We start from the raw sequence: 25,552 nt of genomic DNA, 5'->3' as shown, positions 1-25,552 counted from the left end.
CTTATCGAAAGGCCCGTGCCATGCTCCGCATCACGCTCCGCGACGGCGAGAAAGCGATCGTCAACGGCGCGGTGCTGCGCGCGGTTGGGCGGACGCAGATCGCCGTCGAAAACCAGGTTTCCATTCTGCGCGGCCGCGAAGTGATGCGGCCGGAAGAAGCGACCACCGCTGCCCGCCAGCTCTATTTCGCTGCGATGCTCGCCTATATCGATCCGGCCGGGCGCGACGCGCACCACGACGCCGTGGTGCAGCTGCTCAGCCTGCTGATCGCCACGATCGACACGGCAGAAGGCCGCGACCTCTGCATCCGCTTCGCGCACGACATTGCGCAAGGCGATTATTACAAGTCGCTCAGCGTCGCGCGCGACCTGATCGCCATCGAAGACGCGCTGGGTTCCTCCGCGCCGCAGGCCGCCTGAAGGCGAAGCCGCGATGCAGACGCTCGCCAGCGCAGCCCGTGCGATCCGAGAGATGGTCCCCGACCGTCGCTTCGGGCGCGTGGTTGCCGTGCGCGGCGCACTGATCGAAGTGGAAGGCTTGGCGGGTGTTGCCCAGATCGGCAGCCGCGTCGAAATCCAGTCTCCGACCGGCAAGGTGGAAGCCGAAGTCACCGCACTGGATCGCGGTGTCGCGCTGTGCCTGCCCTTCGTCGATCCACAGGGCGTTGGCCTGGGCGCGATCGCCGAGCTGGGGGCTGGCCAGTTCACCGTTCGGCCCTCGGCCGGCTGGCTGGGCCGGATGGTGGACGGCCTCGGCCGACCCGTCGACGGGCTGGGCCCGCTGCCGCGCGGTGCCGATCCCCAGCCGATCAAGGCCGCCCCTCCGGCGGCGGCCAGCCGTACCCGCGTCGCCGAGCGCATCGAAACCGGCGTGCGCACGCTGGATCTGTTCGTGCCGTTGTGCCGTGGCCAGAGGCTGGGCCTGTTCGCCGGCTCCGGCGTCGGCAAGTCCGTCCTTCTCTCGATGCTCGCGCGATGGACCCAATGCGACGTCGCGGTGATCGGCCTGATCGGCGAACGCGGCCGCGAAGTGCAGGAATTCATCGAAGACGATCTGGGCCCGGAGGGCATGGCGCGATCGGTGGTGGTCGTCGCTACTTCCGACGAACCCGCGCTGATGCGACGCCAGGCCGCCTGGACGACGCTCGCCATCGCAGAACATTTCCGTGACCAGGGGCTGAACGTGCTGTGCCTGATGGATTCGGTCACGCGCTTTGCCATGGCGCAGCGCGAGATCGGCCTTGCCTCCGGCGAGCCGCCTGCCACCAAGGGCTATACCCCCACCGTGTTCGCAGAACTGCCGCGCCTGCTTGAGAGAGCCGGCCCCGGTGCGCCAGGATCGGGCATGATTACCGGCCTGTTCACCGTTCTGGTGGACGGCGACGACCATAACGAACCCGTGGCCGACGCGGTGCGCGGCATCCTGGACGGTCACGTCGTGATGCGTCGTGCCATCGCCGAGCGCGGCCGCTACCCTGCGATCGACGTGCTGAAATCGGTATCGCGTACCCTGCCCCACTGCATGGACGACGAGCAGAACGCCACGCGGGTCGCCGCGCGGACGCTGCTGTCCACCTATGCCGATATGGAAGAAATGGTGCGGCTCGGCGCCTACAAGGCCGGATCGTCGCCCGAAGTGGATCGTGCCGTGGCGCTTGCGCCGCAAATCGAAGCGTTGCTCAACCAGGGCAAGAACGATCACGGCCATGCCGATGCCGCCTTCGCCGAACTCGCGGCGATCCTCAGCGGCGAGCAGGCCAGCGACGGCGACCACACCGTAGGCCTCGCCGCATGAAGACGCCCTATGACACCGCCCTGCGGATGCAGCAGCGCGAAGTGGACGCGGTGAAGGTGGCGATCGCCGCCGCCGTCGAGCGCGTCGCGTCGCTGGAGGAGGAGGCGAGCGCGCTGCAGGGCCGCACCCGCGAAGAGCGCGTGCTCGCCCATGCGTTGCCGTTCGATTCGGATGCCTGGCTGGCACTGGCCAAGCGCGAACTCGCCCGCCTGGCCGCCGAGGCCGAAGCGGCACGGGGCCGGCTGGTGCAACTGCGCGCGCAGGCGCTGGAAGCCTTTGGCCGGCTGCGGGCGATCGAAATCGCCGCCGAGCGCTATCGCGACGAACAGGCGCGTGCGCTGGAAGCCGCCGAACAGGCGGCAATCGACGATATCGCGGCGGCGCGCTTCTTGCGCGAGCGCAAGCGCATGTTGGTGAAGGCCGGATGATTCAGCGACCCGATCTAGCCGCGCTGACCCCTGCGCAGCGCGCCAACGTCATCTATGCACAGGCGCAGTCGGAGCTTTCCAACCGACTGTGGCGGGCGGCGATCGGCGATGGCGAGCGCGATCCGAACAAGAGCGGAATGCCGCTGGGTGGGGCCGGCATGTCGATGGATTCGCTGCTCGAAATGCTCGGCACGCAGGTGCCGCAAACGGCGCGCGGCAAGTGCAACTGCCGCTGCGACTGCGATTGCCACCGCGGTGGCGAAGATCGCGAAGGCGAACCCGGCGTGATCGCCAAGGCGCTGGGAGCCGCACCCGCGCCGGCAGCGGCAAGTTCGCGTCCATCTCCGCCACCGTTCGAAACCAACGCGACCGGCGACAACACGCCGCTCGCGCTAGGCCCGAACGCCCGATACCATGCCACGCTGGCCGAAGCCGGCGCGCGCAGCGGCATCCCCGCATCGGCTATCGCCGCGATCATCGATGCCGAAGCGGCAAAGGGCGGAGACGGCAGCTGGAATCCGCTGTCGCGCAACCCACGCTCCAGCGCCGCCGGGCTCGGCCAGTTCCTCAGCGGCACCTGGCAGACGCTCGCCGAACAGCCCGGCACCTGGCTCAACCAGGTAGCGCAACAACGCGGTTGGCTTACGGGATCGGGCAAAGTCGATCCGGCTCGGCGGGGCGAAGTGTTGGCGCTTCGCTATGATCCGCAAGCGTCGATCATGAGCGTCGCCGACATGGCGTGCAGCAATCTGCGCCAGCTCGAATCGGCCGGTCTCAAGGTACGCGCCGATTCGGAAACCTTGGCCAAGGCCGCTTATCTTGGCCACCATCTGGGGCTGGCGGATGCCCGGCGCTTCCTGGCCGGCGAAATCGCGCCCGCACGGGCCCGCCAGTTGCTGGCCGCCCAGATTGGCGGCGCGGCCGCCGATCAGCGCATTGCCAGTGCCGGCGATGCGAAAAGTGCGCACCGCGAATGGTTACTCGGCTTCATCGATCGCCGCATCCAGCCGGAAAAATTCTCCCTTTAAACCACGGGGATACACGCGCGCCGAGCGCGTTAACGGTCGTCGTTTCGACGAATTAACCATATTTTTTTCAATGACTTGTCCCTTCACGCGAATCGTCGCGCCTATAATAACCGAAATGGCTTTTCGGGATTCTACCTAAGCCCCGGGTTAGCAGTGTTTTAAGTTATTCAGCCCAAATCTGCCCCTGTCGACGGCGCCGAAACAATCGGACCCGCCGGCTCGAATCAGGGGAAGTTAGATGTCGAAGATCACGATCGCTCTCGAGGCAGCCGTTGCCACCGTTATCGAGAATTCGCCCAAGGACGGTACGCAGACCAACCGCCAGCGCGCCGAAATCGATCGTGCTTTCGCTCGCATCCTGAAGCTGATCGCACCCCGTATCCGCCACTTCATCCGCCAATATGGCCTGACCGCCCACTGGGACGATGCCGAGCAGTGCTGCGCCATCGCGGTGCACCGCGCCATCCAGGCCTATGAGCCCGAAAAGGCCCAGTTCACCACCTTCGTGAACTGGCAGATCCGCGGCGAGCTGCAGAGCCTGCGCTTCCGTCTGATGACCGATCAGCGCCCCTCGGCGAAGAAGGTCGAAGCCACCACCGTTTCGCTCACCGCGCTCGGCACCTCGGCCGATGGCGAGGAACTGTCGCCCGAAGCGATGATCGAAGACGAAGATGCGCTGTTCCGCACCGAAAGCGCCGCCTCCGATTACCTCGCCGATGGCGCGATCGCCTCGCTGATCGACGCCTATGTCGATCATCTCCGCAAGGTCGGCATGGAGCAGCTTCGCCGCCGCCCTCGCCCGAAGCGGGAAGAAGCAGCGCTGCGCCGCGAAGGGCCGCGCCTCCGCCACGCTACCCATGGCATCGACCCGGTCGAGCTGGAAAAGCTGGAAGCCAAGCTGGAGCGTGATCGCGAGATCGTCGCCCGCCGCGTGTTCCAGACCGCGACGCTGGACGATCTGTCGCTCGAAACCGGCGTCACCAAGGAGCGCGTCCGCCAGATCACCAAGCGCGCCGCCAAGGTGATCGCCGAAATCGCTGCCGCCGATCCCCGCTTCTCGGTCATGGCCGAATATGGCACTCCCGCCACCGCCAAGCGCCGCCAGCCGGCCGCTGCACGCAACGCAGCGCCGATCCTGCCGGACCCCAGCCAGCCGCACAATCTGCTGTCCAGCGTTCGCGCGATCGACCCGGCCAGCGTCGCCACCGTCGTTGCCGCAGAAGCGACCCGCGAGACCGTGGAAGCCATCTCATTGGCTGCGACCGCCGCACCGAGCAGCGCCGCGCTGCACTGATCCCGCATCGGGCAGGATCGTTCTATAATGGAAGAACAGCTCTTCCCCGGAACGGTTCGATGTCCCATGATTCGCGTGCCAATGATCTCGCCGCCCAGCACCTGCTTCCGCGGGCGAATTACAAGCTTACCGAACTGGCGGAAGAAGTAGCGCGCTGCGCGCGGCCGCTGCTGCCGGACGGCAGCAAGCTGTTCCTGGGGCTGGAGCAGAACGATGCCGGCTCGCTGCGGATGATCTGGTGGCGGGGCGACGACTTTCGCGTGATCGCGGAGATCGAGGCCACGCCCGAAGCCTTCTGTCCCGAAGACAGCGACGAGGGCATCCTGCAGGATGCGGCCGCCGCGTGTCTCACCTATCTCGCCGGGCGCTGGCCAACTCCGCCGCGCCGGCTCGGGATAATCACGGACGGCACCGGCGTCGCCTTCTCTCCCGCGCGCCCGGCCGTTGCCCAGGCGGGCTGGCTGATGGCGCACGCCAGCGGCGAAGCGCCGCTGACCGCCATCGTTGCGCTGGCGCCGCGCGGGCCGTGCGCCTTGCTCTGCACCCCCTCGGTCGCCCCCTCGCGCCATTGATCGGATGCGGCTGAAGCCGTGACAAGCCGCGCCGCCATGCTATGGCGCGGCCATGGGTGATCTGATCGCGATCGAAGGCGCCGACGGCGTAGGCAAGAATACGGCGGCGCGCGGGCTGTGCGCCGCGCTGAACGCACGCGGGCGCACTGCCACCGTACTCGGCTTTCCGCGCTATGGCGAAACCGTCGCCGGGGTGACCATCGGCCGGATGCTCGCCGGGGAGCTCGAGGTACCCGTCAGCCCCAAGGCGGCCGCCGTGCTTTATGCCCTTGATCGACTCGAATGGCGGGATGCGCTGCTCCAGGCGCAGGCGGAGCATGACGTGGTAGTGCTCGATCGCTATGTCGCGTCGAACATGGCGTATCAGGGCGCCAAGCTCGGCGGCGACGATGGCCGGGCGCTGATGGACTGGATCCTTGCGCTCGAAATCGGCCAGTTCGCCCTGCCTCGTCCACGCCTGTCGCTCTATCTGGATACGCCGTGGGATCTCGCCCGCGAACTGATCCTGCAAAAGGCGCAGCGCAGCTATACCGATCGCAGCTTCGACGAATATGAGGCGGATATCGCCCTGCAGCAGCGCGTACGCGGCAATTACGAGGCGATTGTCGCCGCCGATCTTCTGGGCCCGTGGCGCATCGTCCATGCGAGCGAAAACGGTGCGATGCGGGCTCCGGAAGCAATCGTGGAAGAAATCCTCTCTCATATTTGAAACTTAGAACGCGTGCGCTAATGCCGACGCTTGACATTTGCGTTCGTGGAGCGGCAATGGTAGCGCTATCACAATTTGAAATCAGCTAAGGGTGAGGGTCTTGGAAGCGTCTTCAGCAATGCTGCCTGCCGATCATACGCAGGCAATCTTGGTCGGTCGTGTTCTTACGCCGGCCGGTCCCAGCCCAGTTCTCCTCCGCAACGGGGACGTGATTGACGTATCGGCGACCGCGCCGACCGTCGCCGACCTGCTCGAACGCGACGATATCGCCACCCTTACCGGCGAGGTGCTGTGCAGCGTCGATGCGCTCGGCACCGATTCGGCGCCGCAGATTCTTGCGCCCGTCGACCTGCAGTGCGTCAAGGCGGCCGGCGTCACCTTCGCCGTTTCCGCGCTCGAGCGGGTGATCGAAGAACGCGCTCGCGGCGATGCCGACAAGGCTGCCGAGATTCGCGGCGATCTGGAAGCCAAGGTCGGTTCGGGCATCCGCTCGGTTGTCCCCGGCACGCCCGAAGCCGCCAGCCTGAAGGCCGCGCTGATCGATGCCGGCATGTGGTCGCAGTACCTCGAGGTCGCGATCGGCCCGGATGCGGAAGTATTCACCAAGGCGCCGGTGCTTTCGGCGATGGGTTGGGGCGCCGATATCGGCATCCGTTCCGACAGCGACTGGAACAATCCCGAGCCGGAAGTGGTGCTCGTCGTCGACCGCAACGGCACCATAAAGGGGGCAACCCTCGGCAACGACGTCAATCTGCGCGACTTCGAGGGCCGCAGCGCGCTGCTGCTCGGCAAGGCAAAAGACAACAACGCCTCCACCGCGATCGGCCCCTTCATCCGCCTGTTCGATGCCAGCTTCACGATGGACGATGTGCGCAGCGCCGTGGTCGATCTCACCATCGACGGGCCGGAGGGCTATCGCCTTTCGGGCACGAACAAGATGAGCGAGATCAGCCGCGATCCCACCGAACTCGTCCGCCAGACGCTGAGCGAGCACCAGTATCCGGACGGCTTCGCGCTGTTCCTCGGCACGTTGTTCGCGCCCGTGCAGGATCGCGACCATCCCGGCCGCGGCTTCACGCACAAGCCGGGCGATATCGTCCGCATCTCCACGCCGAAGCTCGGCACGCTCGTCAACCGCGTCACCACGTCGAAGGCCGCCGCGCCCTGGACGTTCGGCATCCGCGACCTGATGCGCAATCTCGCCGCGCGCGGCCTTCTCTCGAACTCGTAAGGTAGTCCATGTCCGAAGCCGATCTCCAGCAGGGCCCGATTCCGGCCGCTGAGCGTGCCGTCTATCCGAGCCTCAAGGGCAAGCGGGTCCTGATCACCGGGGGTGGTTCGGGCATCGGTGCCGGGCTGGTCGAAGGGTTCGTCCGCCAAGGCGCGGACGTGACCTTCTTCGACATCGCCGAGGAGGACTCGCAGGCGCTGGTCGCCAGCCTGTCGGGCGCGGCAATCGCGCCGCGCTTCTACAAGGTCGACCTCACCGACATCCGCGCCGCACAGGCGCAGGTTCAGGCGCTGATCGACGCCGAGGGCGCGTTCGACGTACTGCTGAACAACGCCGCGAATGACGACCGCCACACGATCGAGCAGGTGACCCCGGAGTACTGGGACAACCGCATGAACGTGAACCTGCGCCACCAGTTCTTCATGGCGCAGGCGGTGATCCCGGCGATGAAGGCGAAGCGCGCCGGCGTGATCATCAACCTCGGCTCGATCTCCTGGCACCTGGCACTCGAGGAGTTGACCCTCTACCAGACCGCCAAGGCAGCAATCGAAGGCCTCACCCGCAGCCTGGCGCGCGAGCTGGGCCCGGACGGCATCCGCTCGGTCTGCATCGTCCCCGGCAACGTCAAGACGCCGCGCCAGATGAAGTGGTACACGCCCGAGGGCGAGGCCGAGATCGTCAAGGCGCAGTGCCTGCCCGGCCGCCTGGTGCCCGATGATATCGCAGCGGCGGCGCTGTTCCTTGCATCGGACGATGCACGCCTGATAACGAGCCATGAATTCTTCGTGGATGCAGGCTGGAGATAAGATGACCGACAAGGTGGTGGTTTCGGCGCCGGAGAGCGTGTGGGGGCTCAGCGCCCCGCTTCTCGAAGGCCCGGTCTGGGTGGAGCGCGACGCCGCGCTGTGGTTCGTCGATATCAAGAGCCACAAGATCCACCGCTATGATCCCGCCACCGGCGACAAGCAGAGCTGGGACGCGCCGGCCCAGGTGGGCTTTGCGCTCCCGGCCGCCAGTGGCGGCTTCGTGGCCGGCCTGCAGACCGGTCTCGCCAAGTTCGATCCGGCCGATGGCAGCTTTACCCCGCTGATCGATCCCGAGCCCGATCTGCCCGGCAACCGGCTGAACGACGGCACCGTCGATCCGGAAGGCCGGATGTGGTTCGGCACGATGGATGATGGCGAGAGCGCAGCAACCGGCACCATCTATCGCCTCGCCGCAGACGGTAGCTGTGTGCCTTCCAGCCCGAAGGTCTCGATCACCAACGGCCCTGCGGTATCGCCGGACGGCAAGACGCTCTACCATGTCGATACGTTGGGGGCGGTGGTCTATGCCTGCGACATCGACGCCGAGGGCGCGCTGGTCAACCGCCGCGAATTCGTCCGCATCGCCGAGGGCGAGGGCTTCCCGGATGGTCCTTGCGTCGACAGCGAAGGCTATGTGTGGGTGAGCCTCTATGCAGGCTCAGAGGTTCGCCGCTATTCGCCGGCGGGCGCGTTGGTCGAGACCGTCCCCTTCCCCGTCGATGCCATCACCAAGATCGCGTTTGGCGGCCCGGACCTGAAGACGGTGTATGCCACCACCGCGAACAAGCACCTGTCCGCCGAGGACAAGGCCGCCCGTCCGACTTCGGGCGACCTGTTCAGCTTCCGCGTGACGGTCGCCGGCCAACCGGGATCGATGATCCGGGTCGGAGCATAAGGAAGCGCCCAGCGGCGTGCCCGCCCTTTTCACCCCCTCCCGCTCGCGGGAGGGGTAGGCAGCGGCCAACAACGTCAGCCCTGGCGGTACATTGCCCGCGTCAGCCCTGCGATGCCGCTGCGCACCCGTTCCCAGCCCGCATCCCCCGTCAGGTCCAGCCCCAGGAAGCGCCCGCTCGCGGCACCGGACAGCACCAGTTGCTGGATGGCCGCGATCAGCAGTGCGTTGAGCATCGGCGCATCGATCCCCGACGGCCGCTGCAACGTGCCCCGCTCACGCGCGATCCATGCACTAAGCGCCTTGCCGCGCGCCTCCGAAAAGGCCGTGGCGAGCTTCGACGAGGCGGAGAGTTCCCAAGCCAGGATCTTCTGCGCCAGCGGATCGCTGCGCAGCGCATCAAGCAGCGCCACCGCGACCCGCGCCATCAGTTCGGCATAGTCGGCAGGCGGCGTGCGGTGATCGGGTTGCGCGAGCGCGGATTGCATCCAGGTGGAAACATCCTCGGCAATGGCCTCCGCCAGCCCATCCATGCCGCCGAAATAGCGATAGATCAGCTGTTTGTCGTATCCGGCCGCGCGGGCGATGGCGTTCACCCCCCAACCGGCGAACCCCTTCTCCGCCAGCAGCGCCTTGGCGGCCGCCAGGATCGTCGCACGCGTGCTCGCCGCGTTGCGCGGCCGCTTCGCCGGTGCCTCGGTGTCCACGCCTTCCCTTCCCCCAACTCACAGGAAGGCGTTAACTATCACTGGATAGTGACACGCGCCACCTCCGGATCGGTCCGGAGGGGGCGCAGGATCACGCCGTCGCCAGTGCTACGTCGTAGCTGGCGGTGGTCTTGGCCGCCACTTCCTCGGCCGTCACGCCGGGTGCCAGCTCGATCAGCCTAAACGGCGAAGCATGATCGGCACGGCTGAACACGGCGAGATCCGTGATGATCATGTCCACCACGTTCTTGCCGGTCAGCGGCAGCGTGCATTCGGGAATGAATTTGGGGCTGCCGTCCTTGGCGTTGTGTTCCATCACGACGATGATCTTCTTGACGCCGGCAACCAGGTCCATTGCCCCGCCCATCCCCTTGATCATCTTGCCGGGGATCATCCAGTTGGCGATGTCGCCCCCCTGGCTCACTTCCATTGCGCCGAGCACGGTCAGGTCGATATGCCCGCCGCGGATCATCGCGAAGCTGTCCGACGAGCTGAAATAGACCGAGCTGGGCAGTTCGCTGATCGTCTGCTTGCCTGCGTTGATCAGGTCGGGATCCTCGTCGCCTTCTAGCGGGAACGGGCCGATGCCGAGCATGCCGTTCTCGGACTGGAGCGTCACTTCCACGCCCGCGGGGATGTGGTTCGCCACCAGCGTAGGAATGCCGATGCCCAGATTGACGTAGAAGCCGTCCTGCAGCTCCTGCGCGGCACGCGCCGCCATTTCGTCGCGGGTCCAGGCCATTATCGCTTCTCCTGCGGGTCCGCCCAGCGTGTCGCCGGCGGGAAGGTTTGGTCATAGGTGGAACCGAGCCCGGTTCCGTACACGGGATTGGGCAGCACGAACCAGCTGCGGCCCCACATTGCCCCGATCGCCGGTCCGGCGGCGGCAGTGCGGCGTTCGGGCGGGCGGAGCGGTGCGAACAGATCGGTGAAGTCGCCCAGCTGATCACCGCCCATCGCCACCACGCACCATCGCTGTGCGATGGCGGCGCGGCGGCCGTCCTTGGCGGATTTGCCGTCGACATCGCCCTTCAGAAACAGCGTTTCGCCGTGCTTGGCGGGGCCGATGCCGGCAAAGGCGATCGCCGCTTCCGTCTCGGCGGCGTTTGCGGCGGCGCGATTGGTGTTGAAGATCACCGCAACGCCCATCGCCCGCAGCGCCCGCACCGCCTCGATCGCGCCCGGCACTGCCGCGACCTTGCTGGCGCCGGTCTTCTCCCAGCGATCCCAGCGGGCAGAATCCCAGCCGCCGGTGCGCTGCGCATCGTCGCCTTCATAGCCCAGGTTGAGCACCATCGTCTCGTCTACGTCGAACACCGCTGCCGGGGGCTTGTCGCCGCAGGATTCGAAGCGCGGTGCAGCCAGCGTCGCACCGGGTGCGAGAACCGCCGAGGTGGAGACACCCTTGGCCATGCGGGTGCGCACGCTGTCCACCAGCGCGTTATACGCCTGCACGCTGAGCGCCGCCGCCTCGCCAGAGCCGTAGAGATACTGCATGCCCGCGGGCACGGCACCAGGCGCGGCGACGGGTGCAGGCGGCGCCTGCATTACCGTCGTGTCGACGACGCAGCCCGAAAGTGCCAAGCCGGCCGCCAGCAGCAGCCCTGCCCGGATCATACCGCCTCGCGCGAGCGCACGGTGCGGAATTCGATCTTCTTGTCGTACGGCGCGCCGACGATCATCCGCTTCACATAGATGCCCGGAAGGTGGATCTGGTCTGGATCGAGGCTGCCGACCGGTACCACTTCCTCCACCTCCGCGATGCAGAGGTGGCTGGCGGTGGCCATCGGCTGGTTGAAGTTGCGCGCCGTCTTTCGGAAGATCAGGTTGCCCGCCTCGTCGGCCTTCCAGCCCTTGATGATCGAGATGTCGGCGCGAATGCCGCGCTCGAGGATATATTCCTCGCCGTCGAACACCTTCACTTCCTTGCCCTCAGCCACCTTCGTGCCGACGCCGGTCTTGGTATAGAAGCCGGGGATGCCCGCGCCGCCGGCGCGGCAACGCTCGGCCAGCGTGCCCTGCGGGCAGAACTCCACCTCGAGCTCGCCGGAGAGATACTGCCGCTCGAATTCCTTGTTCTCGCCGACGTACGAAGAGATCATCTTCTTCACCTGACGGCTGCGCAGCAGCTTGCCCAGGCCCTCGTTGTCGATGCCGGCATTGTTGGAGGCGATGGTGAGATCCTTGACGCCCGAAGCCTGGATCGCGTCGATCAGCCGCTCGGGGATGCCGCACAGGCCGAAACCGCCCGCGCAGATCATCATCCCGTCGAACAGCAGCCCTTCCAGCGCTGCGTTCGCGTTGGGGTAGAGCTTGTCCATCGACGATTCCCTCCATCTGATTGCGGCGGCGATAATACCGGCGGGGCGGCCCGGTCAAGCGAACCTGAACCGGCTTTCAACTTTGGCGCGGGCGTCGCGACCCTGCCGTCGCGCCGTTCGGAACAGGACGTCCTGCAGGCACAGCACGCTCCATTTTCGTACCTTGCAACAGACGAAGCCATTACATCCCTGCACGATAGGACATAGTATTTCCTACCACACCATCTGCATCTATATTTATGTTTCACCGGCCCGATATAGTTCCGACTCGCCTCTGGAAGCACTCTGTGCCAATATTATCTTGGCTTGACTGGCTTCAATCCTGAACGATGGAGGGTAAGATGGGGGCAATGGCTTGGATTCAACTACTCGTGCTCGGCGGGCTTGCCGGGGCCATGGGTCAGGCGATTCGTGTGATCGTCGGAATGAAGAAACTCAACGATCAGGCTTCGACCTCGAACGCCACGCTGGCGGAGATGATCGTGCCATCGCAGCTGATCGTGTCGCTGCTGATCGGCTTCATCGCGGGAGCGCTCGCCGCGGCGCAGCTGATCCAGAACCTTGCGCAGATTTCGGCCGAGCAGATCTTCACGCTTGCCGCCGCCGGCTATGCCGGAGCGGACTTCATCGAAGGGTTTATGTCCCGCTTCGCACCGAAAGAGGGCAACGGCACACCCACCCCGACGTCCGTGCCAGCAACTGCCGCGGATGGAGCGGTCGGCTGATGGCGGGGGCAGGTACGACGCCGATCAGCGGGACGGTGCGCACGACCACGCTGGTCAATCTCCGCTCCGGGGCGCCACGGACGAGCGCGCCGGTCGTTCGCAAGCTGGCGCCAGGCACCACCATCGCCGTTACGAGCGTGGCGGTGGGCGATCCGGTGCAGGGCAATGCGCTGTGGTACGGCACCGCCGAGCAGAACTTCGTGTGGAGCGGCGGGTGCGGCGCGTTGCAACCGGCACCGGCTGCCCCTGTGGCGGCCGCCGGGCTGCCACGCATTCCGGCGGTGGTCGATCTCTACCATCGCAACAGCGTCACCGATTTCGCTGCAGCGCGCGCGGCCGGCGTGCTCGGCATCATCCACAAGGCGACGACCGGCACCAGCGGCCGCGACGAACTCTACGACGATCGCCGTGCGGCCGCCACCAAAGCGGGGCTGCTATGGGGCGCCTATCATTGGGGCACCGCCCTGCCCCCGGCGGCGCAGGTGGAGAATCTGCTTGCCTGGGCCAAGCCCGACGACCGCACGCTGATCGCGCTGGACTACGAACCGAGCCCGAACAACCAGATGACGCTGGACGGCGCCCGCGAATTTCTCGAGCGGATCTACGACAAGCTCGGCCGCCGCGCAGTGTTGTATTCGGGGCACCTGATCAAGGAGCAGCTCGGCAATCAGGTCGATCCGTTCTTCGGCGCGCACCGGCTGTGGCTGGCGCAATATTCGGGGACGGCCGTCGTCCAGCGCAGCTGGAACAGCTATTGGCTGTGGCAATATTCGGACGGTCCTACGCAGGTGCCCGGTATTCCCGGTGACGCGGCCGGCGGCGTCGATCGCAACCATTATGCCGGCAGCGCGGAACAGCTCGCCGCCGAATGGGCAAGCTGAACGCTCGACTTGGCGGCCCCCGCGCGCCTACCATGGCGGCATGACCGCAAAACGCACCGGGGGCCGCATCCTCGTCGACAATCTGGTGGCGCAGGGCTGCGACCGGATCTTCCAGGTACCGGGCGAGAGCTTTCTCGCCGTGCTCGATGCGCTGCACGACACGCCCGACATCGATGTCGTCACGTGCCGGCAGGAAGGCGGCGCCGCGTTCATGGCTTGCGCGGACGGGGCGATGACCGGGCGGCCGGGCGTGTGCTTCGTGACGCGCGGACCAGGCGCCACCAATGCCAGCATCGGCGTGCATGTCGCACTGCAGGATTCGCAGCCGATGCTGCTGTTCGTGGGCGATGTCGACCGAGGCATGCGCGACCGCGAGGGGTTTCAGGAAGTCGATCTGCCGGCAATGTTCGCGCCGCTCGCCAAATGGGCGACGCGTATCGAGGATGCGCGGCGCATCCCCGAATATGTGGCACGCGCCTGGAACGTCGCGACCTCGGGCCGGCCGGGGCCGGTGGTGATCGCGCTCCCGGAGGACATGCTCCTGGACGTCGTTGAGGCTGTCGATCGCCCCGCCGTCGCCGAGCCGATCCAGGCGGCCGACCCGTTCGACCTCGATCAGCTGTTCGAATTGCTGCGCGGCGCCGAGCGACCGATCGCGATCGTGGGCGGCGGCGGTTGGGATTCGGACACGGCCGAGGACTTCGCCCGCTTCGCGGAAACGATCGACCTCCCAGTGGCCTGCGCGTTCCGGCGGCAGGATGCGATCGACAACACCTCGCCGATATGGGCGGGGAACCTCGGCTATGGCCCAAGCCCCAGGCTGGTCGAACGGATCCGGGCGGCGGATCTGCTGCTCGTCGTCGGTGCGCGACTCGGTGAGGCGACGACCGATGGCTACAGCCTGATCACGCCGGATCATCCGGGCCAGATGCTGGTCCATGTCCATCCCGATCCCGGCGAGTTCCACCGCGTCTATCGCGTCGATCTGCCGATCTGCGCCCGGCCTTTCGAATTCGCCGTTGCCGCGGCCGCGATGGTCGAAGCGGCGGGCTTGCCTCGCTTCGACGGTGCCGCCGCGCACGCCGAATGGCTGGAATGGTCGACACCGCAGCCCCGCGAGGGCGTGGCGCTGGACCTGGGCCAATGTGTTGCCGCCATGCGCACTGCGCTGCCGGCGGACACAATCATCTGCAACGGCGCGGGCAACTTCTCGGGCTGGTGGCATCGCTACTGGCACTACGCTCCGCAGCCGAGCCAGCTCGCCCCCACTGCCGGTGCGATGGGCTATGGCGTGCCCGCCGCCGTCGCCGCCGCGCGCCGCTTTCCGGAACGTCGCGTCATAGCGTTGGCGGGTGACGGCGATTTCCTGATGAATGGCCAGGAACTGGCCACCGCCGTGCAATATGGCTGCGATCTGCTGGTGATCGTGGTGGATAACGGCGCCTATGGCACCATCCGGATGCACCAGGAGCGTGAGTTCCCGGCGCGCCTTTCCGGCACCACCCTGCACAATCCCGATTTCGCCGCCCTGGCGCGCGCCTATGGGGGATGGGCCACCAGCGTCGACACTACCGAAGCCTTCGCTCCCGCGCTGGCTGAAGCGTTGGCCCGGCCCGGCCTCAAGCTGTTGCATTGCAAGACGGATATCGAATTTATCAGCCCCGCCACCACCGTCCAGAAGCTGCGGAATCGCTGAAAGGATAGGAACCCATTAACCGCCTCTGCTTACATTGGGCACATGGTACAGCAGATGGTTGATCGGTGGCGTACGGCGCATCTCGGCAAGCGGGGGGATCGCGCCCGAATCAACGGTCAGCCGGTCTGGCAGCGGGAATGGCGCTGGATCGACAAGAAGACGGTGCGCCTGCCCCATCCGCTGCATACCAGCGACATGTTCTCGTTCATGATCTGCGAAATCGGCCCGGCAACGGCCCCGGTGCGATTCGCCGCCGCGCAGGTCGAGCCCGATCTATGGGCGTTCTACGTGCCAGACTGATCGGCTTCTTCAGCCCCTCTTCGCTGGACGAGGATTCAAGGCCCCAAAACCGCGAACGGGCCGCGCCTTTCGGCACGACCCGTCCAAATGTCCGGTCTCTCAAACGGCTCAGATGTCGTCGCCGAGGGCGCCCTTCACCTTGCCGCCGAACTGCTGGGCCTTGCCCTTGGCTTCCTGCGCCGCGCCTTCGTCGCGCGTTTCGGGGTTGCCGCTCTGCTGCTTCACCTTGCCGGCCAGCTCATTGAGATTGCCTTTGATCTTGTCGGTCAGCTCGCCCATGATCGATACTCCTGGCTAAGGTCGGGTGCCACACAACACGACACCTGCGACTTGCCTGAAATAACGTGCATCGGGCTGAACCGGTTCCCGCTCAGCCGCGCGTCGCCTCGTCGAGAAACGCCATGGTTGCGCGCCATGCTTCCAGCGCGCCTTGCGGGTTCTTGGTCCGCAACAGTGTCGAGCTGCCATGCACACCGCCCAGCTTCGGCACGAACTGCGTCTTCTGGGTTGCCGGCGACGCGGCGAGGATCGTCCGCGCGGCATCCACTTCATGCCCATCCTGGGAGGAAGTGACGAAGATCGGCACGGTGACCTGCTTCGCTGCGCGCGCCACCGCACCCTTGTCGTCAAGATACTCCGCAGGCGAAAAGGCGAGCAGCGCCTTCACTGCGCCGGGATGCGCGGCTGCGAGCGGGAAGACCAAGGCCGCTGAATAGCTGCTGCCCCACAGCACGATCGGCATCTTCTGCTGCTGCGCCCATGCAAAGGCGGCATCGAGGTCCTGCTGCGCCTCCGCATAGCTGGCCGAATGGCCGCGCGCCTTCACCGTTTCGTTCACGCCGTACAGATCGCCGCCTGCGCGCTGATCGATTCGCAGCGAGGAATAGCCGGCCTGCGCCAGCTGGGGCGCGAGCAGCGCATATTCGTCCTTGCCTGACTTGTCCTGGTGGAACAGCAGGAGCAGCGCCTTGGGCTTTGCTGCGCGGGTATAGACGCCGGCGATCTTCACCCCGTCGGCGGCGGTCAGCGTCACCGGCTCGGCCGAGATCGGGCCTTCGTTGACGACGGGGTCGGACTGCGGCCGGGGATGGCAGCCCGCCACCGCGACCAGCGCCAGCACCGCCAGTCCAGCCGCGCGCATCAGATGAGCCCCGCCAGCGGGCTCGACGGATCGGCATAGCGGCGCTTCGCCATGCGGCCTGCGCGATAGGAAAGCCGCCCGGCCTCCACCGCCGCCTTCATCGCCGCCGCCATCAGGATCGGGTCCTTGGCCTCGGCGATCGCGGTATTCATCAGCACGCCGTCGCAGCCCAGCTCCATCGCCACCGCCGCGTCCGATGCCGAGCCGACGCCGGCATCCACCAGCACCGGCACCTTGGCGCCCTCGACGATCAGCCGGATCGTCACCTGGTTCTGAATGCCGAGGCCCGATCCGATCGGTGCGCCGAGCGGCATGATTGCGACGGCGCCGGCATCCTCCAGCCGCTTGGCGGCGATGGGATCGTCGACGCAGTAGACCATCGGCTTGAAGCCTTCCTTGGCCAGCACCTCGGTCGCGCGCAGCGTCTCGACCATGTCCGGGTAGAGCGTACGCGCCTCGCCCAGCACTTCCAGCTTCACCAGCTCCCAGCCGCCCGCCTCGCGCGCCAGCCGCAGCGTTCGGATCGCCGATTCGGCATCGAAGCAGCCCGCGGTGTTGGGAAGATAGGTGATCTTCTTCGGATCGATATAGTCGGTGAGCATCGGCGCCTTGGGGTCGCTCACGTTCACCCGGCGCACCGCGACGGTGACGATCTCGGCGCCCGAGGCGGCCACGGCGGCCGCGTTCTGCTCGAAATCCTTATACTTGCCGGTGCCGACGATGAGGCGCGAGCGGAAGGTCTTGCCCGCCACCGTCCAGCTGTCGTCCGCCAGCGGGCCGGCATGGTCGCCGCCACCCACGAAATGCACGATTTCCAGCTCGTCTCCATCTTCGACGATCACCTGGGACAGCGTCGAGCGCGGCACCACCTCTAGATTGCGTTCCACCGCGAGCTTTTCGGGCACCAACCCCAGCTCCTCGGCCAGCTGCGCGAGCGTAAGCCCGGCGGTGATGCGCTTGTGTTCGCCGTTGACGCGGATGGAGACGGTGCCGTCGCTATGCATGAAGAGCCTTGGATTTGATCGGAGACGCCGGCTCATATAGGGAGGACCGCATCCTGCCCGCAACCGAAAGGCGCCTGCTTTGGCCGATACGATCTTCGTCTTGAACGGTCCCAACCTGAATTTGCTGGGCCTGCGCGAGCCGGAAATCTATGGGTCGGACACGCTGGACGACATTGCTGGCATGCTGGAGGACCGCGCCCGCGAGCTTGGCCTGGAGATCGAGATGCGCCAATCGAACCACGAGGGCCATCTGATCGACTGGCTGCACGAGGCACAGGCCGATGGCGCCCGCGCCGTCCTCCTCAATCCGGGCGGCTACACCCACACCTCGGTCGCGCTACACGATGCGATCAAGAGCATCCGAACGCCGGTGATCGAAGTGCACCTCTCCAATCCGCACGCTCGTGAATCCTTCCGCCACACGAGCTTCGTCGGCCGTGCTGCGAAAGGCACAGTGGCCGGGTTTGGTGCAAACTCCTATATGCTCGCGCTTGAAGCAGCCGCGCGTCTCTGACAGAGGGCGCCGTTTCATTTACCGAATTTCAAAAGAAGGGTCGTATGGCCGAAGAATCCAAATCGGGTGCAATGATGGTCGACATCGAGCTGGTCCGCCAGCTCGCCGCCGTGCTCGATGACACCCAGCTGACCGAAATCGAAGTCGAAGACGGCGAACGCCGCGTCCGGGTCGCCCGCAAGGTGACGGCGGCGTCTGCGCCGGTCCAGTATGCGGCGCAGCCTGCGCCGATGCTCGCCGCCGCGCCGGCCGCAGCCGCTGCCCCGGCCGAGATCGTCGCCGCGCCACAGCCGGCCGCCAACGCGGTCAAGTCGCCGATGGTCGGCACCGCCTATCTGAAGCCCAATCCGGAAGCGAAGACCTTTGTCACCGTTGGCCAGCAGGTCGCCGCGGGCGACACGCTGCTGATCATCGAGGCGATGAAGGTGATGAACCCGATCCAGGCGCCCACCGCCGGCACGGTCAAGGCTATCCTGGTCGAGAACGGCCAGCCGGTCGAGTTCGACCAGCCGCTCGTCGTGGTCGAGTAACGGAACGGCCATGCCCGAGATCAAGAAGCTGCTGATCGCCAATCGCGGCGAGATCGCGCTGCGCATCCACCGCGCCTGCCATGAAATGGGCATCAAGACGGTGGCGGTGCACTCCACCGCCGATGCCGATGCGATGCATGTGCGCCTGGCGGACGAGGCGATCTGCATCGGCCCGCCGTCGGCGGCGGAGAGCTATCTCAACATCCCGAACATCATCTCGGCCGCCGAGATCTCGGGCGCGGATGCGATCCACCCGGGCTATGGCTTCCTTTCGGAGAACGCCCAGTTCGCCGAGATCGTCGAGGCGCACGGGCTGATCTTCGTCGGCCCCAAGCCCGAGCATATCCGCACCATGGGCGACAAGATCGAGGCGAAGCGCACCGCCGGCGCGCTCGGCCTGCCGCTGGTGCCGGGCTCGGACGGCCCGATCGCGGATCTGGAAGAAGCCAAGGCGATCGCCGCCAAGGCCGGCTATCCGGTGATCATCAAGGCTGCCTCGGGCGGCGGTGGTCGCGGCATGAAGGTCTGCACCAGCGAGGACCAGCTCGAAACGCTGATGCAACAGGCCGGCAGCGAGGCGAAGGCTGCGTTCGGCGATGCCACCGTCTATCTTGAGAAGTATCTCGGCAATCCGCGCCACATCGAATTCCAGGTGTTCGGCGACGGCAACGGCAACGCGATCCATCTCGGCGAGCGCGACTGCTCGCTCCAGCGCCGCCACCAGAAGGTGCTCGAAGAGGCGCTGTCGCCGGTCATCACGCCGGAAGAGCGCGCGCGCATGGGCGGGATCGTCGCTAAGGCGATGTCCGACATGGGCTATCGCGGCGCCGGCACGATCGAGTTCCTGTGGGAAAATGGCGAGTTCTACTTCATCGAGATGAACACCCGCCTCCAGGTCGAGCATCCGGTGACCGAGATGATCACCGGCATGGACCTGGTCCGCGAACAGATCCGCGTCGCCGAAGGGCATGGCCTGTCGGTGCGCCAGGAGGATCTGGAGTTCCGCGGCCACGCGATCGAATGCCGCATCAACGCCGAGGATCCGCGGACTTTCGCACCCTCGCCGGGCACGATCACCCACTTCCACGCGCCGGGCGGCATGCACGTCCGCGTCGATAGCGGCATCTATTCGGGCTACCGGATCCCGCCTTACTATGATTCGATGATCGCCAAGCTGATCGTCTATGGCCGCACCCGCGAGGGCTGCATCCTGCGACTGAAGCGCGCGCTCGAGGAGTTCGTGGTCGACGGCATCAAGACGACGATCCCGCTCCACCAGGCACTGCTCGACGATCCCGAGTTCCAGAAGGGCGAGTACACGATCAAGTGGCTCGAGGAGTGGCTGGCTCGCCAAGACGAGACAGCCGCGGCGTGAAGGCCACGATTTACCACAACCCGCGCTGCTCCAAGTCGCGCGAGGCGCTGGCGATCCTCAAGGACGCCGGCGCCGAGGTGGAGGTGATCGAATATCTGAAGACCCCGCCGGCCCGCGAGACGCTGGCGGAGCTGTACAAGCGTGCGGGGATGACCGCCCGTGAAGGCCTGCGCATCGCGGAGGGCGCCGCCAAGCCGCTGAAAGGGGCGGACGACGACACCATCCTCGACGCGATGGCGGCGAACCCGATCCTGATCGAACGCCCGCTGGTGGTAACCGAGCGCGGCGTGCGGCTGGGTCGCCCGCCGGAAAAGGTGCGGGAAATCCTGTAAAAAGCTCCTCCCCGGTACGGGGAGGAATTTTTCAGCCCCGCACCCCCGCCACAATCGTCTCGCGCCACGGCGTGGTCGGGCGGCCGATCAGCCCGGACAGCGTCTTCGAATCATCGAACAGGGCGCCGTCCGCGACCCGCGCATCGCTGTCCGCGAGGATCGCCGCGAACGGGCCCGGCAACCCCGCGCCTTCCAGCGCCTTGGCATAGTCCGCCTGCGGCAGGTCCTGATACGCCACCGGCTTGCCCGAGGCCTCGGCCAGCGCCGCCGCCAGTTCGGCGTGGGTGAAACCGCTATCGCCGGCCAGCTCGAACGTCCCCGCCTCGCCACGCGCCAGCACCACTGCGGCCGCTTCGGCATAATCCGCCCGCGCCGCACCCGAGACCAGCCCCTCGCCCGCGCTGCCGATCAGCACGCCATGCTCGATCGCGGGGCCGGCGCTCATCAGGTAATTCTCGGTGTACCAGCCGTTGCGCAGCAGTGCATGCGGCACGCCGCTGGCGGCAAGCAGCTCCTCGGTCGCCTTGTGCTCGACCGCCATCTGCATCGGCGAGGTCTGCGCGCGGAGCAGGCTGGTATAGGCGATCAGCGCCACCCCCGCCGCCTTCGCCGCGTCGATCACCGCGCGGTGCTGCGGCACGCGGCTGCCGATCGCATTGCCCGAGATAAGCAGCAGGCGGGTGACACCCGCAAGGCTCGAGGGCAGCGTTTCCGGTGCATCATAGTCGAACGGGCGCACCGTCACGCCCTTGGCGGCGAAATCGGCGACGCTTTCGGGATTGCGCACCAGCGCGACGATCTGGCCGGGGGCAACCTTGCCCAGCAGCGACTCGATCACGAGGCGGCCCAGCTGGCCCGAGGCTCCGGTAACGGCGAACATGGCAGGTCTTCCTTTCGGTTGTGGATTGACGCCTGCGATCTAGCGCCCCACTTACGAATCGTAAGTACGCACACAAAGGTAAGTATTAAAAATGTCGAGCGAGGCGCTTCGCACCCCCTCCCGCACGCTGGCCGCGATGATGGATCGCGGCGATGTGTTCGTGCCCGATTGCCCGTCGCGCGCCGTGCTCAAGCGGATCACCAGCAGCTGGGGCCTGCTCGTGCTGGTGGCGCTGCAGGATGGTACCCGCCGCTTCAGCGAGTTGCGCCGACGCGTGAACGGGGTGAGCGAACGCATGCTCGCCCAGACGCTCCAGCAGTTGGAGGTACATCATCTCGTCACGCGTCGCAGCCTGCCGGTGGTGCCCCCGCATGTCGAATACAGCCTGACCCCGCTCGGGCGCGACGCTGCCGCCAAGGTCGAGGATCTGGTCGAGTGGATCCAGGCCAACCTTGCCGATCTGATGCCGGCATCGCTGGACGAGGCGGCAGAATAGCGCCCATCCCGCAGTGTACCACGTCGCGCCGCCATGGCATGGCACGCCGCCATGATCGCCGCCATCGCCACCCTGCTCCTCTGCCAGCTGCTCGGCGAGGGGATCCACCTGCTCTCCGGCCTGCCGCTGCCCGGCGCTGTGATCGGCATGTTCCTGCTGCTTGGCTGGCTGCTGCTCCGCCCGGGCGAACGGCCCGCCCTGGTGCAGGTCTCTGCCTGGCTCACCGCGCATCTTTCGGTGATGTTCGTACCCGCCGCCGTCGGCCTGATCGAGGAGGGGCCCGTGCTGGCGAAGAACGGCGTCGCGATCATCCTTGCGACCCTCGCCTCGACGCTGCTGACCATGGTGGTGACCGCGCTCGTTTTCCGCTGGGCGCTGGCGAGGATGGAGCCGGGCGCATGAGCGTGCTCTGGCAGTCTCTTCAGACCACACCGCTCCTGTGGCTCACCACGACGCTGCTCGTGTTCGAAGGCGCCGACCGCCTGTCGAAGCGCAGCAATCGCCACCCGCTCTGCCATCCGGTACTGACCGCGACCCCGGTGCTGATCGCGATCCTGCTCGCCACGCGCACCCCTTATCCCGTCTATGCCAAGCACACGGCAATGCTCAGCTTCCTGCTGGGCCCGGCGACGGTGGGGCTGGCGGTGCCGCTGTGGCGCAACCGCGCGCTGGTCCGCCGTGTCGCCGTCCCCCTGTTGCTCGCCCTGTTCGCCGGCTCGCTGACCGCAATCGCTAGCGTCACCGGCATCGTCTGGGCGTTCGGCGGCACCGCGCAGATCCTCGCAACGGTCGCGCCGCGTTCGGTTACGACGCCGGTCGCGATGGCGCTGGCGACTCAACTCGGCGGCATCCCGGCGCTGGCGGCAGTGGTGGTGCTGATCGCCGGCGTGTTCGGCGCGATGGTTGCCACGCCGCTCCTGAACGCGTTGCGGATCGCGGACTATCGGGTCCGCGGGTTTGCGGCCGGCGTATCCGCCCATGGCATCGGCACCGCCCGCGCCTTTCAAGTTTCCGAACTCGGCGGCACCTTCGCAGGCATCGGCATGGCACTCAACGCCGTGATGACCGCGCTGCTGCTGACGCTCTGGGCAGTGCTGTAGTCGCCCCTATTCGTCCGTCACATCCTGTTTGGTGCCATAGAGCCGCACCGGCTGGCGATCGCGGCACTCCACGTCCGCCGTCAGCCGCATCCGGCGAAACGCGCCGTCGCGGCGTTGGATCGTCACATCGATGGTGAAGCTGCTTGCCTCGGCAATCGCTCGGCTTCGCACCGCCTCCAGCAGCGCCGCCGATTCCGGCGTGTACATCGCCACCGCCTCGCCCCGCGTCACCACCAGGCCGCGGGGAAATCCGAACAGGTCATAGACTCCGGGAGACCAGCGCAATGCATTCGTCAGCAGGTCGCACTCCCACGCCGCCGGCAATGGTGCCAGCGGATCGTCGGCGCGCAGTCCACAGCCGGAAAGGGGCAGGATGGGCATACCGCCTGATAGCACAATCTATGTTAATGGCATCTTCGCTTCTTCTGCTGCAACTGCCGGGGTGACGCGCGGCGAACACCCCGCTAAGGGGTCCGGCCATGACCCAGATCACGCCCGAGATCGTGGCCGAGCACGGCCTGTCGCCCGAAGAATATGACCGCGTCCTGAAGGCGCTCGGTCGCGAGCCGAACCTGACCGAGCTCGGCATCTTCTCGGTGATGTGGTCCGAGCATTGCAGCTACAAGTCCAGCCGCATCCACCTGAAGAAGCTGCCGACCACCGGCCCGCAGGTGATCTGCGGCCCCGGCGAGAATGCCGGCGTCGTCGACATCGGCGACGGCCAGGCAGCCATCTTCAAGATGGAGAGCCACAACCACCCGAGCTACATCGAGCCCTATCAGGGTGCGGCGACCGGCGTGGGCGGCATCCTGCGCGACGTGTTCACCATGGGCGCGCGCCCGATCGCCAACATGAACGCGCTGCGCTTCGGCCGGCCCGATCATCCCAAGATGAAGCACCTGATCGCCGGGGTCGTCCATGGCATCGGCGGCTATGGCAATTGCGTCGGCGTGCCGACGGTCGGCGGCGAGGTGAACTTCCACCCGGCCTATGACGGCAACATCCTGGTCAACGCGATGACCGTGGGCATCGCCGATACGGACAAGATCTTCTATTCGGCCGCCTCGGGCGTCGGCAATCCGATCGTCTATGTCGGCTCCAAGACCGGCCGCGACGGCATCCACGGCGCCACCATGGCCTCGGCCGATTTCGGCGAGGATTCGGAAGAGAAGCGCCCCACCGTCCAGGTCGGCGATCCGTTCACCGAGAAGCTGCTGATCGAAGCCTGCCTCGAGCTGATGGCCTCGGACGCGATCGTCGCGATCCAGGACATGGGCGCCGCCGGCCTCACCTCCTCCTCGGTCGAAATGGCGTCGAAGGGCGGCGTCGGCATCGAGCTGATCATGGACGACGTGCCCCAGCGCGAAACCGGCATGACGCCCTATGAGATGATGCTCTCCGAGTCCCAGGAGCGCATGCTGATGGTGCTCAAGCCCGGCCGCGAGGATTTCGCCGAGGCGATCTTCCGCAAGTGGGAGCTCGATTTCGCCGTCATCGGCCATGTCACCGACACCGGCCGCATGGTGCTCAAGTGGAAGGGCGACGTGGTGTGCGACATCCCGCTCGCCCCGCTGGCCGACGACGCACCGCTCTACGATCGCCCGCACGTGCCGACGCCCAAGCAGCCCGAGCTGCAGAACGTGCCGGAATGCACCGATCCCGCCGCCGACCTGCTCAAGCTGATGGGCTCGCCGGACATCGCCAGCCGCCGCTGGATCTGGGAACAGTATGACCACATGGTCGGCGGCGACACCGTGCAGCGCCCGGGCGGCGACGCGGCGGTCGTCCGCGTCCACGGCACCGACAAGGGTCTGGCGATCACCACCGATTGCACGCCGCGTTATTGCTTCGCGGATCCCGTAGAGGGCGGTAAGCAGGCGATTGCCGAAGCGTGGCGCAACCTCTCCGCGGTGGGCGCGACCCCGCTGGCGGTGACCAACTGCCTCAACTTCGCCAACCCGCAGCGCCCGGAGATCATGGGCCAGATCGTCGGCTGCCTCGAAGGCATGAGCGACGCCTGCCGCGCGCTCGACTTCCCGATCGTCTCGGGCAATGTCAGCCTCTACAACGAGAGCAAGGCGACCGGCGGCGGCTCGGCGATCCTGCCGACGCCCGCGATCGGCGCGATCGGCCTGCTCAAGGATTGGCAAAGGAACTGCACCATCGCCTTCAAGGGCACCGGCGACGTGATCATCGCGGTCGGCGAGCGCGGCGGCCATCTCGGCCAGTCGATCTGGCTGCGCGAGATCTGCGGCCGCGAGGAAGGCCCGCCCCCGCCCGTCGACCTGATGATGGAGCGCCGCACCGGCGCCTTCATCCGCTCGGCGATCTGCGGCGGCGCGATCACCGCCTGCCATGACGTGTCCGACGGCGGCCTTGCCGTTGCCGTTGCCGAAATGGCGCTGGCCTCGAACATAGGCGCGATCCTCGATCAGCCCCAGCCGTTCGGCGTCGCCGGCAGCTGGTTCGGCGAGGACCAGGGCCTGTACGTCGTGACGGTGAAGGACGAGGCGCTGGCCGACTTCCTGGTCGCCGCCGACAAGGCCGGCCTCGCCGCCGATCCGATCGGCCGCACCATCGCGAACCGCATCATCTTCGAGCTGGAGGAAGGCGATTTCTGCGTCAGCCTTGAGGATCTGCGCGTCGCGCATGAGGGCTTCTTCCCCGCACTGATGAGAACCGAAGCCGCCGTCTGACCGGCGCCGCACCATCGTCCCACGTTGCTCGAATCGCGCACTGGCTGCGCGGTTACGTTTGGCGATGATGAACGGCTTGCGTCCGATTTATTTCTGGCGG

General features: G+C 66.6%; 31 protein-coding genes. 22 read left to right on the top strand and 9 right to left on the bottom strand.

Annotation, left to right across the window (positions count from 1 at the left end):
- Nucleotides 1-20 precede the first annotated feature (20 nt).
- The 10 genes from B215_RS0104590 to B215_RS0104545 all read left to right on the top strand — a co-directional run bounded on the left by B215_RS0104590 (nucleotide 21) and on the right by B215_RS0104545 (nucleotide 8,757).
- A complete protein-coding gene (locus B215_RS0104590; RefSeq protein WP_019368453.1) occupies nucleotides 21-419 on the top strand; it encodes a flagellar biosynthesis repressor FlbT in 399 nt (132 codons plus the stop codon).
- Between the two features lie 13 nt (nucleotides 420-432).
- Nucleotides 433-1,794 (top strand): flagellar protein export ATPase FliI, encoded by a 1,362-nt coding sequence (gene fliI / locus B215_RS0104585; RefSeq protein ID WP_019368452.1) that lies wholly within the window; start codon nucleotides 433-435, stop codon nucleotides 1,792-1,794.
- Complete coding sequence (locus B215_RS0104580) at nucleotides 1,791-2,222, top strand: hypothetical protein (protein WP_019368451.1); 432 nt, start codon at nucleotides 1,791-1,793, stop codon at nucleotides 2,220-2,222. Before fliI ends, B215_RS0104580 begins: the two co-directional genes overlap by 4 nt.
- The gene (locus tag B215_RS0104575; protein WP_019368450.1) at nucleotides 2,219-3,250 is read left to right on the top strand and encodes a hypothetical protein; all 1,032 of its coding nucleotides are present in this window, start codon (nucleotides 2,219-2,221) and stop codon (nucleotides 3,248-3,250) included. The genes B215_RS0104580 and B215_RS0104575 overlap by 4 nt, the downstream gene beginning before the upstream one ends.
- A 238-nt stretch (nucleotides 3,251-3,488) precedes the next feature.
- Nucleotides 3,489-4,544, top strand: coding sequence for a sigma factor-like helix-turn-helix DNA-binding protein (locus B215_RS0104570; protein ID WP_019368449.1), 1,056 nt, complete (start codon nucleotides 3,489-3,491; stop codon nucleotides 4,542-4,544).
- A gap of 59 nt (nucleotides 4,545-4,603) precedes the next feature.
- Nucleotides 4,604-5,116 (top strand): hypothetical protein, encoded by a 513-nt coding sequence (locus B215_RS0104565; protein ID WP_019368448.1) that lies wholly within the window; start codon nucleotides 4,604-4,606, stop codon nucleotides 5,114-5,116.
- A gap of 52 nt (nucleotides 5,117-5,168) precedes the next feature.
- Nucleotides 5,169-5,825, top strand: coding sequence for a dTMP kinase (locus B215_RS0104560; protein ID WP_019368447.1), 657 nt, complete (start codon nucleotides 5,169-5,171; stop codon nucleotides 5,823-5,825).
- Between the two features lie 118 nt (nucleotides 5,826-5,943).
- Nucleotides 5,944-7,056, top strand: coding sequence for a fumarylacetoacetate hydrolase family protein (locus B215_RS0104555; RefSeq protein WP_019368446.1), 1,113 nt, complete (start codon nucleotides 5,944-5,946; stop codon nucleotides 7,054-7,056).
- 8 nt (nucleotides 7,057-7,064) lie between these two features.
- The gene (locus tag B215_RS0104550) at nucleotides 7,065-7,862 is read left to right on the top strand and encodes an SDR family NAD(P)-dependent oxidoreductase (RefSeq protein ID WP_019368445.1); all 798 of its coding nucleotides are present in this window, start codon (nucleotides 7,065-7,067) and stop codon (nucleotides 7,860-7,862) included.
- Between the two features lies 1 nt (nucleotide 7,863).
- On the top strand, nucleotides 7,864-8,757 hold the full coding sequence (locus B215_RS0104545) for an SMP-30/gluconolactonase/LRE family protein (protein WP_019368444.1): 894 nt from the start codon (nucleotides 7,864-7,866) through the stop codon (nucleotides 8,755-8,757).
- Between the two features lie 74 nt (nucleotides 8,758-8,831).
- Here the strand turns inward: B215_RS0104545 and B215_RS0104540 are convergent, their stop codons facing one another.
- The 4 genes from B215_RS0104540 to B215_RS0104525 all read right to left on the bottom strand — a co-directional run bounded on the left by B215_RS0104540 (nucleotide 8,832) and on the right by B215_RS0104525 (nucleotide 11,782).
- Complete coding sequence (locus B215_RS0104540) at nucleotides 8,832-9,461, bottom strand: TetR/AcrR family transcriptional regulator (RefSeq protein WP_019368443.1); 630 nt, start codon at nucleotides 9,459-9,461, stop codon at nucleotides 8,832-8,834.
- Nucleotides 9,462-9,552: 91 nt separating this feature from the next.
- The gene (locus B215_RS0104535; RefSeq protein ID WP_019368442.1) at nucleotides 9,553-10,203 is read right to left on the bottom strand and encodes a 3-oxoacid CoA-transferase subunit B; all 651 of its coding nucleotides are present in this window, start codon (nucleotides 10,201-10,203) and stop codon (nucleotides 9,553-9,555) included.
- Entirely contained in the window at nucleotides 10,203-11,078 is an 876-nt protein-coding gene (locus B215_RS0104530; protein WP_019368441.1) for an HAD family acid phosphatase, read from the bottom strand. The genes B215_RS0104535 and B215_RS0104530 overlap by 1 nt, the downstream gene beginning before the upstream one ends.
- Nucleotides 11,075-11,782 (bottom strand): CoA transferase subunit A, encoded by a 708-nt coding sequence (locus B215_RS0104525; RefSeq protein WP_019368440.1) that lies wholly within the window; start codon nucleotides 11,780-11,782, stop codon nucleotides 11,075-11,077. The genes B215_RS0104530 and B215_RS0104525 overlap by 4 nt, the downstream gene beginning before the upstream one ends.
- A gap of 329 nt (nucleotides 11,783-12,111) precedes the next feature.
- On the opposite strand from B215_RS0104525, the gene B215_RS0104520 reads away from it, so the two are divergent.
- Genes B215_RS0104520 through B215_RS0104505 form a run of 4 tightly spaced genes read left to right on the top strand, consistent with a single transcriptional unit; the run spans nucleotide 12,112 to nucleotide 15,384 of the window.
- Nucleotides 12,112-12,507 (top strand): hypothetical protein, encoded by a 396-nt coding sequence (locus B215_RS0104520; RefSeq protein ID WP_156804355.1) that lies wholly within the window; start codon nucleotides 12,112-12,114, stop codon nucleotides 12,505-12,507.
- Nucleotides 12,507-13,388 (top strand): glycoside hydrolase family 25 protein, encoded by an 882-nt coding sequence (locus tag B215_RS0104515; RefSeq protein ID WP_019368438.1) that lies wholly within the window; start codon nucleotides 12,507-12,509, stop codon nucleotides 13,386-13,388. Before B215_RS0104520 ends, B215_RS0104515 begins: the two co-directional genes overlap by 1 nt.
- Nucleotides 13,389-13,428: 40 nt before the next feature.
- Nucleotides 13,429-15,084, top strand: coding sequence for a thiamine pyrophosphate-binding protein (locus B215_RS0104510; RefSeq protein ID WP_019368437.1), 1,656 nt, complete (start codon nucleotides 13,429-13,431; stop codon nucleotides 15,082-15,084).
- A gap of 54 nt (nucleotides 15,085-15,138) precedes the next feature.
- Nucleotides 15,139-15,384, top strand: a complete 246-nt coding sequence (locus B215_RS0104505; RefSeq protein WP_236704382.1) for a hypothetical protein — start codon at nucleotides 15,139-15,141, stop codon at nucleotides 15,382-15,384.
- A gap of 108 nt (nucleotides 15,385-15,492) precedes the next feature.
- Here B215_RS0104505 and B215_RS0104500 read toward each other — a convergent pair whose 3' ends face one another.
- The 3 genes from B215_RS0104500 to thiS all read right to left on the bottom strand — a co-directional run bounded on the left by B215_RS0104500 (nucleotide 15,493) and on the right by thiS (nucleotide 17,529).
- Nucleotides 15,493-15,663 carry a CsbD family protein gene (locus tag B215_RS0104500; RefSeq protein ID WP_019368435.1) on the bottom strand — a complete coding sequence of 57 codons (171 nt, stop codon included), beginning with the start codon at nucleotides 15,661-15,663 and terminating at the stop codon, nucleotides 15,493-15,495.
- Nucleotides 15,664-15,754: 91 nt separating this feature from the next.
- Nucleotides 15,755-16,525 carry an alpha/beta hydrolase gene (locus tag B215_RS0104495; protein WP_019368434.1) on the bottom strand — a complete coding sequence of 257 codons (771 nt, stop codon included), beginning with the start codon at nucleotides 16,523-16,525 and terminating at the stop codon, nucleotides 15,755-15,757.
- Nucleotides 16,525-17,529, bottom strand: a complete 1,005-nt coding sequence (gene thiS, locus B215_RS0104490; RefSeq protein WP_019368433.1) for a sulfur carrier protein ThiS — start codon at nucleotides 17,527-17,529, stop codon at nucleotides 16,525-16,527. Before thiS ends, B215_RS0104495 begins: the two co-directional genes overlap by 1 nt.
- Nucleotides 17,530-17,608: 79 nt before the next feature.
- Between thiS and aroQ the strand changes: the two genes are divergently transcribed.
- From aroQ to arsC, 4 genes are read left to right on the top strand one after another with little or no spacing between them, the layout of a single operon-like run.
- The gene (aroQ, locus tag B215_RS0104485; protein ID WP_019368432.1) at nucleotides 17,609-18,043 is read left to right on the top strand and encodes a type II 3-dehydroquinate dehydratase; all 435 of its coding nucleotides are present in this window, start codon (nucleotides 17,609-17,611) and stop codon (nucleotides 18,041-18,043) included.
- Between the two features lie 44 nt (nucleotides 18,044-18,087).
- Nucleotides 18,088-18,573, top strand: coding sequence for an acetyl-CoA carboxylase biotin carboxyl carrier protein (accB, locus tag B215_RS0104480; protein ID WP_019368431.1), 486 nt, complete (start codon nucleotides 18,088-18,090; stop codon nucleotides 18,571-18,573).
- A gap of 10 nt (nucleotides 18,574-18,583) precedes the next feature.
- Nucleotides 18,584-19,948, top strand: a complete 1,365-nt coding sequence (accC, locus tag B215_RS0104475; protein ID WP_019368430.1) for an acetyl-CoA carboxylase biotin carboxylase subunit — start codon at nucleotides 18,584-18,586, stop codon at nucleotides 19,946-19,948.
- A complete protein-coding gene (arsC, locus tag B215_RS0104470; RefSeq protein WP_019368429.1) occupies nucleotides 19,945-20,280 on the top strand; it encodes an arsenate reductase (glutaredoxin) in 336 nt (111 codons plus the stop codon). The genes accC and arsC overlap by 4 nt, the downstream gene beginning before the upstream one ends.
- A gap of 31 nt (nucleotides 20,281-20,311) precedes the next feature.
- Here arsC and B215_RS0104465 read toward each other — a convergent pair whose 3' ends face one another.
- Nucleotides 20,312-21,160 carry an NAD(P)H-binding protein gene (locus B215_RS0104465; protein WP_019368428.1) on the bottom strand — a complete coding sequence of 283 codons (849 nt, stop codon included), beginning with the start codon at nucleotides 21,158-21,160 and terminating at the stop codon, nucleotides 20,312-20,314.
- 91 nt (nucleotides 21,161-21,251) lie between these two features.
- Between B215_RS0104465 and B215_RS0104460 the strand changes: the two genes are divergently transcribed.
- The 3 genes from B215_RS0104460 to B215_RS0104450 are packed head-to-tail and all read left to right on the top strand — an operon-like array spanning nucleotide 21,252 to nucleotide 22,756.
- Nucleotides 21,252-21,656 carry a winged helix-turn-helix transcriptional regulator gene (locus tag B215_RS0104460; RefSeq protein WP_019368427.1) on the top strand — a complete coding sequence of 135 codons (405 nt, stop codon included), beginning with the start codon at nucleotides 21,252-21,254 and terminating at the stop codon, nucleotides 21,654-21,656.
- 33 nt (nucleotides 21,657-21,689) lie between these two features.
- The gene (locus B215_RS0104455) at nucleotides 21,690-22,058 is read left to right on the top strand and encodes a CidA/LrgA family protein (RefSeq protein WP_019368426.1); all 369 of its coding nucleotides are present in this window, start codon (nucleotides 21,690-21,692) and stop codon (nucleotides 22,056-22,058) included.
- Nucleotides 22,055-22,756, top strand: coding sequence for an LrgB family protein (locus B215_RS0104450; RefSeq protein ID WP_019368425.1), 702 nt, complete (start codon nucleotides 22,055-22,057; stop codon nucleotides 22,754-22,756). Before B215_RS0104455 ends, B215_RS0104450 begins: the two co-directional genes overlap by 4 nt.
- Nucleotides 22,757-22,762: 6 nt before the next feature.
- On the opposite strand, the gene B215_RS0104445 is transcribed toward B215_RS0104450, so the two are convergent.
- Nucleotides 22,763-23,137: a hypothetical protein gene (locus tag B215_RS0104445; protein ID WP_019368424.1), complete on the bottom strand. Its 375-nt coding sequence runs from the start codon at nucleotides 23,135-23,137 to the stop codon at nucleotides 22,763-22,765.
- 98 nt (nucleotides 23,138-23,235) lie between these two features.
- On the opposite strand from B215_RS0104445, the gene purL reads away from it, so the two are divergent.
- Nucleotides 23,236-25,452, top strand: coding sequence for a phosphoribosylformylglycinamidine synthase subunit PurL (purL, locus tag B215_RS0104440; RefSeq protein ID WP_019368423.1), 2,217 nt, complete (start codon nucleotides 23,236-23,238; stop codon nucleotides 25,450-25,452).
- The last annotated feature ends 100 nt before the right edge of the window (nucleotides 25,453-25,552 follow it).

The sequence above is a fragment of the Sphingomonas sp. ATCC 31555 genome (genome assembly GCF_000282895.1).
In the GTDB taxonomy this organism is placed as follows: Bacteria; Pseudomonadota; Alphaproteobacteria; order Sphingomonadales; family Sphingomonadaceae; genus Sphingomonas.
The sequence above is the reverse complement of the archived record's forward strand: the minus strand, read 5'-3'. Positions and strand labels throughout refer to the sequence as shown.

Excerpts from the sequence above, each read along its gene's own strand:
- B215_RS0104590 (WP_019368453.1), top strand. The coding sequence starts at position 21 with ATGCTCCGCATCACGCTCCGCGACGGCGAGAAAGCGATCGTCAACGGC.
- fliI (WP_019368452.1), top strand. The coding sequence starts at position 433 with ATGCAGACGCTCGCCAGCGCAGCCCGTGCGATCCGAGAGATGGTCCCC.
- B215_RS0104580 (WP_019368451.1), top strand. The coding sequence starts at position 1,791 with ATGAAGACGCCCTATGACACCGCCCTGCGGATGCAGCAGCGCGAAGTG.
- B215_RS0104575 (WP_019368450.1), top strand. The coding sequence starts at position 2,219 with ATGATTCAGCGACCCGATCTAGCCGCGCTGACCCCTGCGCAGCGCGCC.
- B215_RS0104570 (WP_019368449.1), top strand. The coding sequence starts at position 3,489 with ATGTCGAAGATCACGATCGCTCTCGAGGCAGCCGTTGCCACCGTTATC.
- B215_RS0104565 (WP_019368448.1), top strand. The coding sequence starts at position 4,604 with ATGTCCCATGATTCGCGTGCCAATGATCTCGCCGCCCAGCACCTGCTT.
- B215_RS0104560 (WP_019368447.1), top strand. The coding sequence starts at position 5,169 with ATGGGTGATCTGATCGCGATCGAAGGCGCCGACGGCGTAGGCAAGAAT.
- B215_RS0104555 (WP_019368446.1), top strand. The coding sequence starts at position 5,944 with ATGCTGCCTGCCGATCATACGCAGGCAATCTTGGTCGGTCGTGTTCTT.
- B215_RS0104550 (WP_019368445.1), top strand. The coding sequence starts at position 7,065 with ATGTCCGAAGCCGATCTCCAGCAGGGCCCGATTCCGGCCGCTGAGCGT.
- B215_RS0104545 (WP_019368444.1), top strand. The coding sequence starts at position 7,864 with ATGACCGACAAGGTGGTGGTTTCGGCGCCGGAGAGCGTGTGGGGGCTC.
- B215_RS0104535 (WP_019368442.1), bottom strand. The coding sequence starts at position 10,203 with ATGGCCTGGACCCGCGACGAAATGGCGGCGCGTGCCGCGCAGGAGCTG.
- B215_RS0104530 (WP_019368441.1), bottom strand. The coding sequence starts at position 11,078 with ATGATCCGGGCAGGGCTGCTGCTGGCGGCCGGCTTGGCACTTTCGGGC.
- B215_RS0104525 (WP_019368440.1), bottom strand. The coding sequence starts at position 11,782 with ATGGACAAGCTCTACCCCAACGCGAACGCAGCGCTGGAAGGGCTGCTG.
- B215_RS0104520 (WP_156804355.1), top strand. The coding sequence starts at position 12,112 with ATGGAGGGTAAGATGGGGGCAATGGCTTGGATTCAACTACTCGTGCTC.
- B215_RS0104515 (WP_019368438.1), top strand. The coding sequence starts at position 12,507 with ATGGCGGGGGCAGGTACGACGCCGATCAGCGGGACGGTGCGCACGACC.
- B215_RS0104510 (WP_019368437.1), top strand. The coding sequence starts at position 13,429 with ATGACCGCAAAACGCACCGGGGGCCGCATCCTCGTCGACAATCTGGTG.
- B215_RS0104505 (WP_236704382.1), top strand. The coding sequence starts at position 15,139 with ATGGTTGATCGGTGGCGTACGGCGCATCTCGGCAAGCGGGGGGATCGC.
- B215_RS0104500 (WP_019368435.1), bottom strand. The coding sequence starts at position 15,663 with ATGGGCGAGCTGACCGACAAGATCAAAGGCAATCTCAATGAGCTGGCC.
- B215_RS0104495 (WP_019368434.1), bottom strand. The coding sequence starts at position 16,525 with ATGCGCGCGGCTGGACTGGCGGTGCTGGCGCTGGTCGCGGTGGCGGGC.
- thiS (WP_019368433.1), bottom strand. The coding sequence starts at position 17,529 with ATGCATAGCGACGGCACCGTCTCCATCCGCGTCAACGGCGAACACAAG.
- accB (WP_019368431.1), top strand. The coding sequence starts at position 18,088 with ATGGCCGAAGAATCCAAATCGGGTGCAATGATGGTCGACATCGAGCTG.
- accC (WP_019368430.1), top strand. The coding sequence starts at position 18,584 with ATGCCCGAGATCAAGAAGCTGCTGATCGCCAATCGCGGCGAGATCGCG.
- B215_RS0104465 (WP_019368428.1), bottom strand. The coding sequence starts at position 21,160 with ATGTTCGCCGTTACCGGAGCCTCGGGCCAGCTGGGCCGCCTCGTGATC.
- B215_RS0104460 (WP_019368427.1), top strand. The coding sequence starts at position 21,252 with ATGTCGAGCGAGGCGCTTCGCACCCCCTCCCGCACGCTGGCCGCGATG.
- B215_RS0104455 (WP_019368426.1), top strand. The coding sequence starts at position 21,690 with ATGGCATGGCACGCCGCCATGATCGCCGCCATCGCCACCCTGCTCCTC.
- B215_RS0104450 (WP_019368425.1), top strand. The coding sequence starts at position 22,055 with ATGAGCGTGCTCTGGCAGTCTCTTCAGACCACACCGCTCCTGTGGCTC.
- B215_RS0104445 (WP_019368424.1), bottom strand. The coding sequence starts at position 23,137 with ATGCCCATCCTGCCCCTTTCCGGCTGTGGACTGCGCGCCGACGATCCG.
- purL (WP_019368423.1), top strand. The coding sequence starts at position 23,236 with ATGACCCAGATCACGCCCGAGATCGTGGCCGAGCACGGCCTGTCGCCC.